Origin of the sequence: Bradyrhizobium sp. SUTN9-2 (genome assembly GCF_003122645.1) — a bacterium.
In the GTDB taxonomy this organism is placed as follows: domain Bacteria; phylum Pseudomonadota; class Alphaproteobacteria; order Rhizobiales; family Xanthobacteraceae; genus Bradyrhizobium; species Bradyrhizobium yuanmingense.
This window is the reverse complement of record NZ_LAXE01000001.1, coordinates 1295518-1311164: the sequence shown is the minus strand read 5'-3', so window position 1 is coordinate 1311164 and position 15647 is coordinate 1295518. Positions and strand designations below refer to the sequence as shown.

14 protein-coding genes and 1 pseudogene are annotated in these 15647 nt (G+C 66.2%); 6 read left to right on the top strand and 9 right to left on the bottom strand.

Translation table 11 applies throughout. The annotated features are described in order from the left end of the window. Both XF30_RS06135 and XF30_RS06130 read left to right on the top strand, forming a co-directional pair. A partial coding sequence (locus XF30_RS06135) for a tetratricopeptide repeat protein (protein WP_146207786.1) occupies positions 1-1297 on the top strand: 1297 nt, incomplete at its 5' end. A 351-nt stretch (positions 1298-1648) separates the two neighbouring features. After that, on the top strand, positions 1649-3292 hold the full coding sequence (locus XF30_RS06130) for a lysine--tRNA ligase (protein WP_036020521.1): 1644 nt from the start codon (positions 1649-1651) through the stop codon (positions 3290-3292). Positions 3293-3301: 9 nt separating this feature from the next. Here the strand turns inward: XF30_RS06130 and XF30_RS06125 are convergent, their stop codons facing one another. Then, entirely contained in the window at positions 3302-3958 is a 657-nt protein-coding gene (locus XF30_RS06125) for a S24 family peptidase (protein ID WP_081492859.1), read from the bottom strand. Positions 3959-4252: 294 nt separating this feature from the next. Here XF30_RS06125 and XF30_RS06120 point away from each other — a divergent pair, with 294 nt between their 5' ends. Both XF30_RS06120 and XF30_RS06115 read left to right on the top strand, forming a co-directional pair. Further along, entirely contained in the window at positions 4253-4597 is a 345-nt protein-coding gene (locus tag XF30_RS06120) for a DUF952 domain-containing protein (protein WP_109142202.1), read from the top strand. After that, complete coding sequence (locus tag XF30_RS06115; RefSeq protein WP_035996478.1) at positions 4594-5691, top strand: quinone-dependent dihydroorotate dehydrogenase; 1098 nt, start codon at positions 4594-4596, stop codon at positions 5689-5691. Before XF30_RS06120 ends, XF30_RS06115 begins: the two co-directional genes overlap by 4 nt. Positions 5692-5814: 123 nt before the next feature. On the opposite strand, the gene XF30_RS06110 is transcribed toward XF30_RS06115, so the two are convergent. The 5 genes from XF30_RS06110 to XF30_RS06090 all read right to left on the bottom strand — a co-directional run bounded on the left by XF30_RS06110 (position 5815) and on the right by XF30_RS06090 (position 11043). After that, positions 5815-7140 carry an MATE family efflux transporter gene (locus XF30_RS06110; RefSeq protein WP_109142201.1) on the bottom strand — a complete coding sequence of 442 codons (1326 nt, stop codon included), beginning with the start codon at positions 7138-7140 and terminating at the stop codon, positions 5815-5817. Between the two features lie 3 nt (positions 7141-7143). Beyond that, positions 7144-7878 (bottom strand): MBL fold metallo-hydrolase, encoded by a 735-nt coding sequence (locus tag XF30_RS06105; RefSeq protein WP_109142200.1) that lies wholly within the window; start codon positions 7876-7878, stop codon positions 7144-7146. A 28-nt stretch (positions 7879-7906) separates the two neighbouring features. Beyond that, on the bottom strand, positions 7907-8212 hold the full coding sequence (locus tag XF30_RS06100; RefSeq protein WP_035996474.1) for a DUF6460 domain-containing protein: 306 nt from the start codon (positions 8210-8212) through the stop codon (positions 7907-7909). A 135-nt stretch (positions 8213-8347) separates the two neighbouring features. After that, positions 8348-10009 carry an ATP-dependent DNA ligase gene (locus XF30_RS06095; RefSeq protein WP_109142199.1) on the bottom strand — a complete coding sequence of 554 codons (1662 nt, stop codon included), beginning with the start codon at positions 10007-10009 and terminating at the stop codon, positions 8348-8350. Continuing rightward, positions 10006-11043 (bottom strand): ligase-associated DNA damage response exonuclease, encoded by a 1038-nt coding sequence (locus tag XF30_RS06090; protein ID WP_109142198.1) that lies wholly within the window; start codon positions 11041-11043, stop codon positions 10006-10008. The genes XF30_RS06095 and XF30_RS06090 overlap by 4 nt, the downstream gene beginning before the upstream one ends. A 66-nt stretch (positions 11044-11109) precedes the next feature. Here XF30_RS06090 and XF30_RS06085 point away from each other — a divergent pair, with 66 nt between their 5' ends. Both XF30_RS06085 and XF30_RS06080 read left to right on the top strand, forming a co-directional pair. Further along, positions 11110-12036: a class I SAM-dependent DNA methyltransferase gene (locus tag XF30_RS06085; RefSeq protein ID WP_109142197.1), complete on the top strand. Its 927-nt coding sequence runs from the start codon at positions 11110-11112 to the stop codon at positions 12034-12036. 115 nt (positions 12037-12151) lie between these two features. Next, positions 12152-13381 carry an ABC transporter substrate-binding protein gene (locus XF30_RS06080; protein WP_109142196.1) on the top strand — a complete coding sequence of 410 codons (1230 nt, stop codon included), beginning with the start codon at positions 12152-12154 and terminating at the stop codon, positions 13379-13381. Positions 13382-13563: 182 nt separating this feature from the next. On the opposite strand, the gene XF30_RS06075 is transcribed toward XF30_RS06080, so the two are convergent. The 3 genes and pseudogenes from XF30_RS06075 to XF30_RS06065 all read right to left on the bottom strand — a co-directional run. Further along, positions 13564-14406, bottom strand: coding sequence for an amidohydrolase family protein (locus tag XF30_RS06075; RefSeq protein WP_109142195.1), 843 nt, complete (start codon positions 14404-14406; stop codon positions 13564-13566). Positions 14407-14409: 3 nt separating this feature from the next. Beyond that, positions 14410-15387: an aldo/keto reductase gene (locus XF30_RS06070; RefSeq protein WP_109145593.1), complete on the bottom strand. Its 978-nt coding sequence runs from the start codon at positions 15385-15387 to the stop codon at positions 14410-14412. 104 nt (positions 15388-15491) lie between these two features. Further along, a pseudogene (locus XF30_RS06065) lies at positions 15492-15647 on the bottom strand (sugar-binding protein); the annotation flags it as partial.

Genomic DNA, 15647 nt, shown 5'->3' with positions numbered 1-15647 from the left:
CGCGATCAGCGGAATTGCCGCCGCGCCGAAGGAGCCGGTGTCGTCGTCGAGCTTCATCGCCGCCGCCCGCCGCGCGGCGCAAGCTGCCGCCGCACAGCCGCCCGAGAAGCCGGCCCGCGGCGCCAAGGCCGCGATCGCCCGCGCCAAGGAGAAGGGCCAGGAAGGCGGCTCGACCATCACCTCGAAGATCCGCTCGCTGCTGGTCGGCGCGAGCGTGGTCGTGATCGTGCTCGGCACCTTCAAGATGGCGATGAACCTGCTCGAAAGCGGCAGCTCGTCACCGACGCCGCAGGCGATGCAAAACATCCCGAGCGAGCCGGCACCGCAGCCGGCGCCGCCGCCGGTCGAGACCAAGCCAGCCGCGCCCGAGCAGGTCACCCCGTCGATGACATCGCCGACACCGATCGGACGGCAATCGCAGAACAATGCCGCGCCGGCGCCTCTTCCCGGTTCCGGCGGCTCGGCCTCGGTTGAAATCCCGCAAGCGCCTGCCGCGGCGATGCCGCCGGCCTCAAGCGACGTCACCGGCGCGCTGTCGGGCACGAGTCGCGCCAAGCTCGGCGTCGTCCAGGTGCCGCCGAGCGAGAAGCTGCCTGACGGCATCGGCGGCCCGGCCTTGCGCAGCGCCGCGATGAAGGGCGATGCGACCGCGGCCTACGAGATCGGCGTGCGCTTTGCCGAAGGCAAAGGCGTTGCCACGAATTACGACGAAGCGGCGAAGTGGTACGACCGCGCGGCGCAGGCCGGGGTCGTCCCTGCAATCTTCCGCCTCGGCACGCTCTACGAAAAGGGCCTAGGGGTGAAGAAGGACGCCGACATCGCGCGCCGCTACTACACCCAGGCCGCCGAGCGCGGCAACGCCAAGGCGATGCACAATCTCGCCGTGCTCGATGCCGACGGCGGCGGTCGCGGCGCCAATTACAAGAGCGCGGCGCAGTGGTTCCGGAAAGCGGCCGATCGCGGCGTCGCCGACAGCCAGTTCAACCTCGGCATCCTCTATGCCCGCGGCATCGGCGTCGAGCAGAACCTCGCCGAATCCTACAAATGGTTCAACCTGGCAGCTGCCCAGGGCGATGCGGATGCCGCCGGCAAGCGCGACGACGTCGCCAAGCGCCTCGACCCGCAATCGCTGGCGGCCGCCAAGCTCGCGATCCAGACCTTCAGCGCCGAGCCGCAGCCCGACGATGCCGTCAACGTTGCGACCCCGAACGGCGGCTGGGACAGCGCACCGCAAGCCAGCGCGAAGCCGGCTCCCAAGCAAGTGGCGACGAAACGCTCGGCCTCAGCGGCGCATTGAGCCGGATCGCATTCGATCCGACGCTGAGACACCCCCAACCCTCTCCGCAAGCGCTGGGCTAGCGCATATGACCTGTGGCGGCGGCTGCGCGCACGCCTCGTCCTTCGAGACGGCGCTGACGCGCCTCCTCAGGATGAGGCTAATCGGCATCAGTGCTCGTTGAACCTGCTGCCGCGCACTCCGCCCTCATCCTGAGGAGCCCGCCCAAAGCGGGCGTCTCGAAGGATGGCCGCAGGGGAAAACTCCCAAATGCGCTAGCCCCTGCGCCAGCGGGAGACGGCTGGGGGAATCAGCTCGCAGCTTTTGCATTCTGCCGGGAAATCGCTATTTTCCGCGGCCCGGAGGCCCCTGATGTCCGTTATTGATCTAGCCGCAAACCCGAGCGAGTTGCGTGCGCTCGCCGAACAATCCAACGCCTGGCCGTTCGAGCAGGCGAAGGCCATTGTCGCGCGGCTGAAGAAAAGCCCGAAGGACGAGGTGCTGTTCGAGACCGGCTATGGTCCGTCTGGCTTGCCGCATATCGGCACGTTCGGCGAGGTGGCGCGCACCTCGATGGTGCGCCACGCCTTCCGCGTGCTCACCGAGGACAAGGTCAAGACGCGCCTTTTGGCGTTCTCCGACGACATGGACGGCTTCCGCAAGGTGCCCGACAACGTTCCGAACAAGGAGATGCTGGCCGCTCATATCGGCAAGCCGCTGACGCGGGTGCCGGATCCGTTTTCGAACGAATATCCGTCGTTCGGCGCGCACAATAACGCGCGCTTGCGCGCGTTTCTGGATCATTTCGGCTTCGACTACGAGTTCGCGAGCTCGACCGACTACTACACGTCGGGCCGCTTCGACGCGACGCTGCTGAAGATGCTCGCCGCCTACGACAAGATCATGGCGATCATCCTGCCGACGCTGGGCCCGGATCGCCGCGCGACCTATTCGCCGTTCCTGCCCATCAGCAAGACCACGGGCGTCGTGCTGCAGGTGCCGATGATCCGCCGCGACGTCGCGGCGGGCACGGTGACCTACGTCGATCCCGATACCAACCAGGAAGTTGAAACGCCCGTCACCGGCGGCAACGTCAAGTGCCAGTGGAAGGCCGACTGGGCGATGCGCTGGGTCGCGCTCGGCGTCGACTACGAGATGGCGGGCAAGGACCTGATCGATTCCGTGAAGCTGTCCGGCGCGATCGCCAGAGCGCTCGGCAGCACGCCGCCCGAAGGTTTCAACTACGAGCTCTTCCTCGACGAGAAGGGCCAGAAGATCTCGAAGTCGAAGGGCAACGGCCTGACCATCGACGAATGGCTGCGCTACGCCTCGCCGGAATCGCTCTCGCTGTTCATGTACCGCGAGCCGAAGGCGGCCAAGCGGCTGTATTTCGACGTCATCCCGCGCAATGTCGACGACTACCAGCAATTCCTCGACGGCTTTCCGAAGCAGGACGGCAAGCAGCAGCTCGGCAATCCGGTCTGGCACATCCACAACGGCAAGCCGCCGACGGGCGACATGCCCGTCACCTTCCAGCTGCTCCTGACGCTGGTGTCGTCGTCGAACGCGGAGAACGCCGAGACGCTGTGGGGCTTCATCGGCCGCTACCGGCCCGGCGTGAGCCCGCAGACCCATCCGAAGCTGGATGCGATGGTGGGCTATGCCATCAACTATTATCGCGACTTCGTCGCGCCGACGAAGCAGTTCCGCGTACCCACGGACAGCGAGCGCGCCGCGCTGCAGGATTTGCGCGATGCGCTGTCGCAGCTTGCGCAGGACGCATCCGCCGAGGACATCCAGAACGTCGTCTACGAGATCGGCCGCCGCGAGCCGTTCCTCGACCAGGTCAAGAAGGGCAAGGACGGCCGCCCCGGCGTGACGCTGGACTGGTTCAACATGCTCTACCAGGTCCTGCTCGGCCAGGAGAAGGGCCCGCGCTTCGGCTCCTTCGTCGCGGTCTACGGCGTGCAGAACGCGGTCAACATGATCGACGGCGCCCTGGCGAGGAGTGCGTGAGCGGCGCCATCACTGGCTCGCCCAGAGGATCCGCGCAACCCAGGCGACATCGCTCGCCGCGACCGTTCGCGCCTCCTGTGACGCATCGAGGGGCGCCAAGTCCAGGGTCTTTGCCGTGCGGCGCTTCAGGGTCGCAATCGTGATCTCGTCCGTCTTGATCTTGACCACCACGCGATCACCCTTGCGGATCGGCGCCGCAGGCGAGACCAGGATGATGTCACCGTCGCGATAGGCAGGCAGTAGCGCAGCGCCGGAAATCTCCAGCGCAAAGACTTGACCGTCCTCTCCGATCGGAAGCGCGATCTCGGTCCAGCCCCTGCCGGTTGGAAGACCGGCCTCATCGAAGGCGCCGCTCATTCCGGCCTGTGCAAAGCCGAGCAGCGGCACCGAGCCGCGGCCGCTTCCACCGTCGTCATCAATCAGCTTCGCAAAGCTGTCGATCGAGGCGTCGGCCGCCGCCAGCGCTTTTGCGATCGATTCGGTCGAGGGCCAGCGCTCGCGGCCGTCGGCGGTGACGCGCTTGGACCTGTTGAAGGTGGTAGGGTCGAGCCCGGCACGCTTGGCAAGGCCGGACGGCGACAATCCGGCGCGCGCCGCCAGCCGGTCCAGCGCGGCCCAGATCTGGTCGTGAGTCAGCATCCTCTGCGCTTTGGCCTGTCTGACCATGGAAGGCCCAGCCCGTCGCAACTCAGGAAAACTGTCCTCAAATCAACCGGTTTTCCGTTTTTCGCGCAAGAGGCGACCGAGGCGGCGTTCGCAAACGAAACGGGTAGCCGTTCGCGTCAGGAAAGCGCGCAAAACGGGAATCTGGAGCCCCGAGCCGATTTCATCGGCGCGGAAAAGGCTCTAAGCCTTGAGTTCGGAAGGGGCGGCCTTTACGGTCGCGCCCGGGGTTTCGAGGACCCGCGAAAAGCGAAAAAAACCCAAGAGACTCAAAGAACAAACAAGGCTGCGGTAGCGGTGGTCAAGATCTACAAAATCTGTCCGGCCTCGGCCTGGCGCGAGGCGGAACGGCAGGGTGTCTACCGGGGCAGCGCAGATGACGCGCGCGACGGGTTCATCCATTTCTCGACCGCGGCCCAGGTTCCCGCGACCCTGCGCAAGCACTATTTCGGGCAGCGCGCGCTGTTCCTGGTCGAGGTCGACGGCGACGCGCTCGGCAGCGAGTTGCGCTGGGAACGCTCGCGCAATGACGAGCTCTTCCCGCATCTCTATGGCGAGCTCGATCTCGGCGCGGTCCTGGCGGTGATGAACCTCAACATGCGCTCTGACGGCAGTCACGATGTTCCGGAGCTGTTGCCGTGATCCGCGCGTTCGACGCCTTTTCGCTGCCGGTGCTGCGCTGGCTCGATCCCGAGGACGCGCATCGCCTCGCGATCCAGGGCCTGCGCTTCCTGCCGCCGGTCAAGCCGCGCGCCGATGATCCCAAGCTCGCGGTGCGCGCCTTCGGGCTGAACTTTCCCAATCCGATCGGCATGGCCGCGGGCTTCGACAAGAGCGCCGAGGTGCCGGACGCGCTGCTGCGGCTCGGCTTCGGTTTCGTCGAGATCGGCTCGGTGACGCCGAAGCCGCAAGCCGGCAATCCGCGGCCGCGGCTCTTCCGTCTCGAGCGCGACGAGGCGATCATCAACCGCATGGGCTTCAACAATGACGGCGCGGAGGCGGCTCTGCGCCGGCTTGCCGCGCGCGCGCAGCACGGCGGCATCGTCGGCGTCAATGTCGGCGCCAACAAGGATTCGCCGGACCGCGTCGGCGACTACGTCAAGCTGATCGAGACCTTCGCGCCGGTGGCGAGCTATTTCACCGTCAACGTCTCCTCGCCGAACACGCCGGGCCTGCGCAACCTTCAGGAAGGCGCGCTGCTCGACGATCTGCTCGCGCGCGTGATCGAGGCCCGCGAGCGTGTCAGGCAGAAGGCCGGCGACACGCCGGTGCTGCTCAAGATCGCGCCGGATTTGAGCCTCGCCCAGCTCGACGACGTCGTGCAGGTCGCGCGCTCGCGCCGGGTCGACGGCATGATCGTGTCGAACACCACGGTCGCGCGGCCGAGCACGTTGCGTGAAGAGACGCGGGCGAAGGAGCAAGGCGGCCTGTCCGGCCGGCCGCTGTTCCGCCTGTCGACGCGCATGGTCGCGGAAACCTATGTGCGCGTCGAGGGCGCATTCCCGCTGATCGGCGTCGGCGGCGTGGATTCGGGCGGCGCCGCGCTGACCAAGATCCGCGCCGGAGCCAGTTTGATCCAGCTCTATTCCTCGCTGGTCTACAAGGGCCTCGGCCTCGTCGACGAGATCAAGCGCGACCTGACCTCGACATTGCTGCGGACAGGGCGGGATTCGCTGTCGGAGATCGTCGGCGCCGATGCGGCGACGCTGACGGCGGAAGACTGGCCGGGGATGTAGCTCTTCGCCTCTCCCCGCCTGCGCAGACTTCGTAGCCCGGATGGAGCGCAGCGCAATCCGGGAAGCTATCGGCATGGACAAAGCCCCCGGATTACGCTGCGCCCCATCCGGGCTACGGTTCTTCTACGGCTTCACGAACGTCGCGCGATACAGCGCCGGATACCTCGCGCCCTGCAAGCCGCCGCGCGCGACGTAGAACGCGATCAGCGCACTCCACAGGCCGGTATTGCCGAACGATTGCAGCGCCAGCCAGGCGGCGAAGAAGATCGCGAGCGAGAGCAGCATCAGATTGCGCATCTCCCGCGCCCAGGTCGCGCCGACATAGATGCCGTCGAAACCGAAGGCGAACACGCCGGGGAGCGGCGCCAGCACGATGAAGGGCAGGAACTCGCGCGCGGCGCGGCGGACGTCCTCGCTCGCCGTCATGACGTTGATGATAGCAGGGCCGAAGGCTGCGAACAGCACGGCGACGACAATTGCGAAGCCGAGCCCCCAGAGCAGCACCAGCCTGGTCGAATCCGCAAATCCCTTGGCGTCGCGGCCGCCAAAGGCGCGGCCGCAGAGCTGCTGGGCCGCATTGGCAAGGCCGTCGAGGAAGAAGGCGCTGACCAGGAGGAAATTGTTGAGCACGGAGTTCGCGGCCAGCGTGACGTCGCCGGCCCGCGCGCCCTTGGCGGTGAAGAACAGGAACACGGCGATCAGCGCCGCGGTGCGGATCAGGATGTCGGTATTCACCGCCAGGAGCCGCATCAGCTTGTCGCGATCGAACAGCGTTGCGCGAGGTATGGCAAAACCGCCGAGTGCATGGCGCCTGCACACGATCACGCCGAGCATGAAGCCGATCGTCTCGGACAGAAGCGCGGCGATCGCCGCGCCGGCAATGCCGGTGTCGTAGACCAGCACCAGCAGGATCGTCGCCACCATGTTGATGAGGTTGATGACGACCTGGAGCGCAAGGGCCGGATTGGCGCGGGCCTGCCCCACCAGCCAGCCGAGGATGACGTAATTGGCGAAGGCGAAGGGCGAGGACCAGATCCTGATCATGAAATAGGTCTTTGCGGCCTGCGTCACGCCCTCGCTGCCGCCCATCAGGTCGAACAGTGCGCCTGCCAGCGGCAGCTGCAGCACGATCAGCGCCGCACCGATCAGGCCGGCGACGATGAAACCGCGCACCAGGATCACGGTCTGCTCGCGCCTCTCGCCCGCGCCGAGCGCCTGCGCGGTGAAGGCGAGCGTGCTCATGCGCAGGAAGCCGAACAACCAGAACAGGCAGTCGAAGATGACGGAGGCCATCGCGACGCCGCCGAGCAGCGCGGCATCGTCGAGCCGCCCGATCGCGGTGGTCGAGACCACGCCGATCAGCGGCGTGGTGAGGTTCGCGACCATCGCGGGACCTGCAATGGCGAAGACCTGCCGGCTACCGACGCGGTGATGGACGGGTGCGTGCATCTTTCAGAACACGAGCACCATGCCGTCTTCGGCGGCGAGGTGCTCGACCTCGCCCAGGCGCGACAGCATGTCGTCACTCATATGGGTGAGGACGAGCCGCTTGGCGCCGATGTCGGGCAGATGCTGTTCCAAGGTCTTCAGGCTGAGGTGATTCTTGACCACCTTCTCGTACATATAGGCTTCGGCGATGAAAAGGTCCGCGCCATGCGCCAGCGGAATGAGCGTCTCCGTCCATTCGGTATCGGCGGTGTAGGCGAGCGTGCGGCCCTCGGCCGCGATGCGATAGGCCAGGAACGGTCCGCCTGATTCGCCGTGCACGACCGGATAGGGCGTCACATTCACCGCGCCGAAGCTTTGGCTTTGCCCGGGCGCGAGCTCGACCACGTTCAGCTCGAAGCGCGGCTTGGTGTTCGAGGAATGCTCGAACAGCGCCTCCATCACCTCGCGCAGCCGCCTCTCGATGCCTTGCGGGCCCGCGATCGTCAGCGGCCGCGTTCGCCGCGAGAATTGCGCGTCGAGCAGAAAGAACGGCAGACCGGCAAAATGGTCGCCATGGAAATGCGTGATCAGGATCAGGTCGATGTCGCCCCGATCGATCTCGAGCCGCTTCAGCGCCGGCAGCGCCGACGCACCGCAGTCGATCAGGAAGTTCGCTTTTCGCCCCGAGACGTGGAAGCAGGTGTTGAGCCTGCCGCCGGAGCCGAAGGCATCACCGCAGCCGACGAACCGCAATTGCATCGGCCGCGCACTCCCTCGATAAAAATCCTCACCGGCCGCGCGGCGCGCCGAACACGCGCGACAGCAGCCAGATCGGAATCACGATGACCGCACCAAGCAGGAAGTAGCGCCACAGCCAGTTCACCGCATCGAAGCCGAGGTCCCACAGCCGCTGGAACAACAGGCGGATGCTGTGGATGATGTTCCAGGGGTCGAAGCCGATCGTCGCCAGCACCACGCCGACCAGGATCGAGAGCAGCACCAGGCGGAACGCGACCGCCAGCGGCGAGCCGCCGAGAAAGCGGTGCAGGCCGTCGCTGCGGCCGGCCGGCAAATCTCTGACGTCTTGGACCATCGCAAACTCCTCGCGGGGATTCGACCCCATTATAGGCACGGCGGGGGACATGGGGAACCCGCAAGGGGCCGTCAATCGGGTTACGGGAGTTTAATTCGGGCGGAAGAGGGAGCGCACCGTCCTCGTGGCAACAGTTCACACCTCGATCTCCGCCGCCTCGGCCTTCAGCATCTTCTCCAGCGTCTCCAGCCGGTCGGCCTCTCGCGGCGGCTTGTCCCAGCGCAGGCGGCTGATGCGGGGGAAACGCATGGCGACGCCGGATTTGTGCCTGGGCGAGCGCTGCAATCCTTCGAAAGCGACCTCCAGCACCAGCCCCTTGTCGCCCTCATGCACGACATGACGCACGGGGCCGAACTTTTCCGTGGTGTTGCGGCGGACGAAGCGGTCGATCTGCAAGAGCTCCTCGTCGGTGAAGCCGAAATAGGCTTTCCCGACCGGCACCAGCTCCTCGCCATTCTCGGTCTCGGTCCAGACGCCGAAGGTGTAGTCGGAATAATAGGACGAGCGCTTGCCGTGGCCGCGCTGCGCATACATCAGGACGGCGTCGATGATGTGCGGGTCGCGCTTCCACTTCCACCATTGCCCCTTCGGCCGCCCCGGCAAGTAGGGCGCATCGCGCCGCTTCAGCATGACGCCTTCGACGGCGTCCGCATCCTCGCCGGCGCCGGCGCTGGCGGGGTCGGCGCGTGCGGCGGTCAGCGCCTGCCAGCTATCAAAAGGCACGGTGGGCGAGAGATCGATGCGGGGATCGTCGAGCTTTGCGATGAATCGCTCCAGCCGCTCGCGCCGCTCGGCAAAAGGCAGCTCGCGCAGATCGTTCTCGTCGTCGCCGAGCAGATCGTAGGCACGCAAGTGAATCGGAAACTCCTTGATCAGCTTCGGCGAGACGACCTTGCGGTTGAGGCGCTGCTGCAACACGTTGAAGCTCTGGACGCGGCCTTCGCGCAGGATCAGGAGCTCGCCGTCGATCGCGCCCGGCAGGCGCAGCGACGGCACGAGATCCGGAAAGCTTCCCGTGATGTCCTCGCCGGTGCGCGAATAGAGCCGCGCGGTGATATGGCCGCGCTCGTCGCGCCCCGCCACCGCCTGCACGCGGATGCCGTCCCATTTCCATTCGGCGATGTAGTCGGCGGGATCGAGCGCGGCGAAATCGTTGTCCTCGATCGCATGCGCCAGCATCACCGGGCGGAACGGCGCGGGATCGCGGTTGACGGGCTTGTCGCCGCGGCCTTCCAGCCAGGCGAACAGGTCGAGATAGGGCGGGACGAGCCCCGGCCAGATCAGCTCGATCTCGTGCGGGTCCTTGTCGCCGAGCGCTGCGGCCGCAGTCTTGGCAAGGCGCGCGGAGATGCCGATGCGCAAGCTCCCGGTGACGAGCTTCAGCAGCGCCCAGCGCCCGGTCTCATCTAACTCGTCGAGCCAGCGCTCGAGCTGCTTGGGCAGCTCGGTCTTGCCCAGCGTGCGCAGCGTGGTAACGACCTCGGTGAGGCTCGGTGGCGGCGGGTTGTTGTGGGCGGCGAGCGCGGCCTTCGGCCACATCAGCGCCACCGTCTCGGAGAGATCGCCGACATAGTCGTAGCTCAGCCCGAACAGCACCTCGTCCGTGCGTGCTGCGATGAGGTCGCGGATCAGCGCGGGCTTGGCGTGCTTGAAGCTGAGTGCGCCGGTCAGCGCAGCCAGCGCATAGCCGCGGTCGGGGTCGCCAACCTCGCGGAAATAACCGGTGATCAGCCGCAGCTTGTTGTTGCGGCCGGGCTCATAGGCGAGGCGGTCGAGCAGCTCGGCGAAGCGGTTCATGCTTCGGCCTCGGCTTGAATCGGCGTCTCGCTCTCCTCCTCGTCGCCATAGCCTACGAGGTCGAGCGGCCGTGCCTTCAGGCCTTTGCTCCGGCACCAATGCACCAGCGCATCTTCCTGGCCGTGGGTGACCCAGATCTCTCCGGCGCCGGTCGCCGCGATGGTCGCGGTGAGGCCGTCCCAATCGGCGTGGTCGGAGATCACCAGCGGCAGCTCGACGCCGCGCTGCCGCGCCCGGGCGCGCACGCGCATCCAGCCCGAGGCGAAGGCGGTGACGGGATCGGGAAAGCGCCGCGTCCAGAGATCGGAGGTGGCCGAGGGCGGTGCCAGCGTGATGGTGCCGGCGAGCGCCGCCTTCTTCATGCCCTTCACTGGTTTGAGCTCGCCGAGGTCGATCCCGCGGCTCTGATAGTAATGCGTAATCGTCTCCATCGCGCCATGCAGGTAGATCGGCGCGTCATAGCCGGCCAGACGCAGCAGCTTGATCACGCGCTGCGCCTTGCCGAGCGAGTAGGCGCCGACGAGATGCGCGCGCTCCGGAAACAGCGCGACCGAAGCCAGCAGCTTCTTGACCTCGTCGCTCGCATCGCCATGCCTGAAGACCGGCAGGCCGAACGTCGCCTCGGTGATGAAGACATCGCAGGGCACCAGCTCGAACGGCGCGCAGGTCGGGTCCGGCGCGTCCTTGTAGTCGCCGGAGGCGACGATGCACGTGTCCTTGCACGAGACGGCGATCTGCGCGGAGCCCAGCACGTGGCCGGCCGGGTGAAACTTGATCTTGACGTCGCCGAGCCGGATCTCCTCGCCATAGCGGATGGCCTGGGTCGAACCGGCGAAGTTCTCGCCGTAACGCAGCCGCATCATGTCCAGCGTTTCCTGCGTCGCCAGCACCGCGCCATGGCCCGCACGGGCATGGTCGGAATGGCCGTGGGTGATCACGGCCCGCTCCACGGGGCGGACGGGGTCGATATGGAAGCCGCCGGGCTTGCAGCACAGGCCGGCAGCATTTGGCAGCAGGATGTCTTGCGGACGCATGCCTGTTATATAAGTCGAGCCATCACATCTTCGAGTCACTTACCCGTTTCGTTTCCTGGTTCCTCAATGCCGCTCCGCCTGTTCCTGACCTCCGGCGATCTCATGGCCGACCGCCGTTTCGAGTTCGCGCGTGATCTCCAGCTCAAGGGCGACCTTCCCGCCGCGGCCGACCTCCTGGAGCAGGCGATCGAGCTTGCACCTGATTTCACCTCGGCCTGGTTCACGCTCGGCGAGATTCGTCAGCAGCTCGGCGAGCGCGACAAGGCCATCGCGGCCTTTCGTGAAGCGCGGCGATGCGACCCCGGGGATCAGCACGGCGCCGGCCTGCACCTGATGCGGCTCGGCGATACCGAGATGGCGGAGATGCCCAAGGCCTACGTGCAGGCCTTGTTCGATCAATACGCGCCGCGGTTCGAGCACGCGCTGATCAACGATCTCGGCTATCGTGCCCCGACGCTGATCTTCAAGGCGGTGCTGGCGGCGCGCGTCGCCGCCAAGAAGCCCGCCTACTTCAAGCGCGCCATCGATCTCGGCTGCGGCACCGGGCTCGCGGCCGCTGCCTTCGCCAAGCAGGTCGACCATTTCACCGGCATCGATTTGTCATCCGGCATGATCAAGGAGGCGCGGGCGACGAACCTCTATGCCGAACTCGAAGTCGCCGACATGATCGAGGGCCTGCGCGGCAAGGCCGACGCGAGCGCGAACCTCGTCGTGGCCGCGGATGCGTTCGTCTATCTCTCCGATCTCGCGCCGGTGCTGAGCGAAGTAAGGCGCGTGCTCGTCTCAGGCGGCGTGCTCGCCTTCACGGTGGAGACGCATGCGGGCGACGGCATCGTGCTCGGCGATGGCCTGCGTTATGCCCATTCCGCGGAATATGTGCGCAGCGCCATCGCGAAGGCGGGGATGAAGCTGCTGACTCTGGAGCCGGCCTCGCCACGCAACGAGAACAACGAGCCGGTGCGTGGCCTCGTCGTCGTCGCCGAGAAAACTTGAGTCTAGGCGCTAACGCCTGGCGATTTGAGCGTCATTGCGTCGCAAAGCTGCGACTTCCCACTTGCGAGCCGAGCTGCGATGTCAGCACAATGCGCGCATCAGGGAGAAAACAACAATGACCAAGAATCCATCGCGGCGCGATTTCAGCGCCGGCGCGCTCGCCACCATCGCCGCATCGACATTGCCCGCGCCCTACGTCTGGGCCGCGGAGAAGAAATACGATGCGGGTGCCAGCGACACCGAGATCAAGATCGGTCAAACCGTGCCGCATTCCGGCCCCGGCTCGCTCTACGGCGTGCTCGGCCGCGTCGGCGAAGCCTATTTCCAGATGCTGAACGAGAAGGGCGGCATCAACGGGCGCAAGGTCAAGTTCCTCACCATGGACGACGCCTACAGCGCGCCGAAATGCGTCGAGGCGACGCGGCGCCTAGTCGAGCAGGAAGAAGTGCTCGCGCTGTACGGCTCGCTCGGCACCGCACCGCAGACCGCCGTGCACAAATACCTGAACTCCAAGGGCGTGCCGCAGCTCCTGCTCAACACCGGCGCGTCGAAGTGGAATAATCCGAAAGAGTTCAAGTGGACGATGGCGGGCCTGCCGCTCTATCCGACCGAGGCGCGCATCCTCGCGCGCCACGTCGTCAGCGTGAAGCCGAACGCGAAGATCGGCATCCTCTACCAGAACGACGATTTCGGCCGCGACTTCCTCGGTCCCTTCAAGAAGGTGCTGGCTGACGCCGGCGGCACCGCGCAAGTGATCATGGAGCAGACCTACGATCTCACCGAGCCGACCGTCGATTCCCAGCTCATCAATCTCTCCAAGTCCGGAGCCGACGTCTTCTACAACATCTCGACCGGCAAGGCCTCGTCGCAGTCGATCCGGAAAGTGGCCGAGCTCGGCTGGAAGCCGCTGCACCTCCTGTCCGCCGGCTCCACGGGCCGCTCGATCCTCAATGCCGCGGGGCTCGAGAACGCCACCGGCATCGTCGCGATCCGCTACAACAAGGAGGTCGGCCTGCCCAAATGGGAGAAGGACCCGGACGTGATGGCGTTCGAGGAGCTGCGCAAGAAGTACACGCCGGCGATCGATCCCGACAACACCATCGCCTTCGCCGGCTATGGGCAGGCCGCCACCATGGCCGAGATCCTGCGCCGCTGCGGCAACGAGCTCACCCGCGCCAACGTGCTGAAGCAGGCATCGAACCTGCAAGGTTTCCACTCGCCGTATTTCCTCGATGGCGTCACCTACAGCTACACGCCCGAGGACTACACACCGATGAAGACGCTGTTCATCTCCACCTTCACCGGGAAAGACTGGGACATCTCCGACAAGCCGATGTCGGAGTAGCGAGGCGGGCCCCGTCGCCTTTTACTTCTCCCCTTGTGGGAGAAGGTGGCGCGAAGCGCCGGATGAGGGGTATCTATCCACACGCGAGCTCGCGGAGAGAGACCCCTCACCCGTCTCGCCGCTTCGCGGCGAGCCACCCTCTCCCACAAGGGGAGAGGGTAAGAGCGCACATCCACTGCAGATTAACCCAAGCGATACACAGCCTTGGCATTCACGCCGAAAGCCTTGCCCCGCACGCGCGGGCCGAGCCTCGCCAGGCAGGTCTCCAGCGCGGTCTTGATCTCGCCGTAGCTTCCCGCGAGCAGGCATACGGGCCAATCCGATCCGAAGATCAGCCGGTCTTCGCCGAAACATTTCGCGGCGTGCTCCACGAACGGAAACAGCCGTTCTGCATTCCAGTCGTCCCAGACCGCCTCGGTCGCCAATCCCGAGATCTTGCACCAGACATTGCCGCAGGCAGCCAGCGCTGCGATGCGCTCGGTCCATTCCGCGCTCCCGCCGGCGGCAATCGGCGGCTTGGCGGCGTGATCCAGCACGAAACGCGCGTGCGGAAAGGCCTGCGCGGTTGCGACCGCCGCGGGCAGCTCGCGGCTGCGGACAAGGAAATCGTAAGCGAGATCGTGGGCGAACACGGCCGTGAGTCCGCGCTGGACGTCCTCGCGCAGCAGCCAATCCGCATCGAGCTCGTCGTGGACCTGGTGGCGGATGCCGACCAGCTTGTCGCCACCAGGCAGAGCGCGCAGCCGGTCGAGCGTCTCGCCGAGCGCCGCATCGGTGAGATCGGCCCAGCCGACCACGCCGACCACCGAGGGCGTTGCGGCCGCGATACGCAGAAACTCCTCGGTCTCCTCCAGCGCGGAGCGACATTGCACCACGATACTGGCCTCGATGCCGTTCGCCTGTAGCAGCGGCGCGAGATCGGCCGGGCCGAAGGCACGGCGGATCGGCGCCAGCTCGTCCCCTTCCATCCAGGGATAATCGGCGCGCGCCGGATCCCAGAAATGCTGGTGTGCATCGACGATCATGCCTCAACCTCCGCCAGGAAGCGGCGCGCGCGTATCGACCAGCTTTCGTGCCCGCAGCTCCTGCCAGAATGCCGGCGGCACCGCCTTCTCGGACATCGCGATGTTGTCGGCGACCTCGGCGGCATTGCGCGCGCCCATCACGGCGACCGTCACCGCCGGATGGGCCATGCAGAATTGCAGCGCGGCGGCTTTCAGCTCGGTGCCGTGCCCGCGGCAAAGTTCGTCGAGCTCCAGCGCGCGTGCCACGAGCGCAGCATCAGCATCCTGATAGTTGAATTTCGCGCTGGCCCGCGGATTGGCCAGGATGCCGCTGTTGTAGATGCCGCCGAGCAGGATGCCGATATTGCTGGCCTGGCACAGCGGAAACAGCGCATCCAGTGCGCCCTGGTCGAGCAGCGTGTAGCGGCCGGCGAGCAGGAAGCAGTCGACCGGCACGGCCTCGGCGAAGCGAGCCAGCATCCCCGACTGGTTCATGCCGGCGCCGATCGCCTTCACCGTGCCGTCCTCGCGCAGGCGCTGGAGCGCGCGGAAGGCGCCGGTGACGGCATCGTCATAGTGATCGTCGGGATCATGCACGAGCAGGACGTCGACGCGGTCGAGGCCGAGGCGCTGCAGGCTCTCCTCCACCGACCGCATCACGCCGTCATAGCTGAAATCGAACACCGGCCGCTCGCGCGGCGTGCCCTTGTAGTGCTCGTCCTCCGGCGCAGCATTGTCCGGTGCGCGCAGCAGGCGGCCGACCTTGGTCGAGATGGCGTAGGAGTCGCGCCTCTGTTGCTGCAGGAAGGCGCCCAGCCGCCGCTCCGCGAGGCCGAAGCCGTAAAGCGGGGCGGTGTCGAAGAATCGGACACCGAGCGACCAGGCGCGTTCAATCGTCGCTTGCGCATCGGCATCGCTGACGGGCGAGAACAATCCGCCGAGCGGGGCTGAACCGAGGCCGATCGAGGTGACATCGAGAGCGCCGAGCCGCGACCTTTTCATTCCCATCGCCTTCCAGCAGTCGTCGTCCATTCCAAATCATCTCTCCCGCTTGCGGAAACCGCAAGCGGGAGAGGCATGCAGAAGCGCGGGGCTGGGCAGCGCTCCTACTTCAACATCTTCGCGACGTTGTCCTTGGTGACGAGATCGAGGCCGGTGTAGACGATCTCCGGCACCTTCTCGCCCTTCTTGATGGCGAGCAGCGTGTCCATCGCCTTCTCGCCCATCTCGAACGGACGCTGGCCGACCAGCGCATTGGCATA

Coding starts and splice junctions, on each gene's coding strand:
- XF30_RS06085 (WP_109142197.1), top strand. CDS start 11,110: ATGCCGCTCCGCCTGTTCCTGACCTCCGGCGATCTCATGGCCGACCGC.
- XF30_RS06090 (WP_109142198.1), bottom strand. CDS start 11,043: ATGCGTCCGCAAGACATCCTGCTGCCAAATGCTGCCGGCCTGTGCTGC.
- XF30_RS06125 (WP_081492859.1), bottom strand. CDS start 3,958: ATGGTCAGACAGGCCAAAGCGCAGAGGATGCTGACTCACGACCAGATC.
- XF30_RS06110 (WP_109142201.1), bottom strand. CDS start 7,140: ATGCACGCACCCGTCCATCACCGCGTCGGTAGCCGGCAGGTCTTCGCC.
- XF30_RS06080 (WP_109142196.1), top strand. CDS start 12,152: ATGACCAAGAATCCATCGCGGCGCGATTTCAGCGCCGGCGCGCTCGCC.
- XF30_RS06075 (WP_109142195.1), bottom strand. CDS start 14,406: ATGATCGTCGATGCACACCAGCATTTCTGGGATCCGGCGCGCGCCGAT.
- XF30_RS06070 (WP_109145593.1), bottom strand. CDS start 15,387: ATGAAAAGGTCGCGGCTCGGCGCTCTCGATGTCACCTCGATCGGCCTC.
- XF30_RS06095 (WP_109142199.1), bottom strand. CDS start 10,009: ATGAACCGCTTCGCCGAGCTGCTCGACCGCCTCGCCTATGAGCCCGGC.
- XF30_RS06105 (WP_109142200.1), bottom strand. CDS start 7,878: ATGCAATTGCGGTTCGTCGGCTGCGGTGATGCCTTCGGCTCCGGCGGC.
- XF30_RS06100 (WP_035996474.1), bottom strand. CDS start 8,212: ATGGTCCAAGACGTCAGAGATTTGCCGGCCGGCCGCAGCGACGGCCTG.
- XF30_RS06130 (WP_036020521.1), top strand. CDS start 1,649: ATGTCCGTTATTGATCTAGCCGCAAACCCGAGCGAGTTGCGTGCGCTC.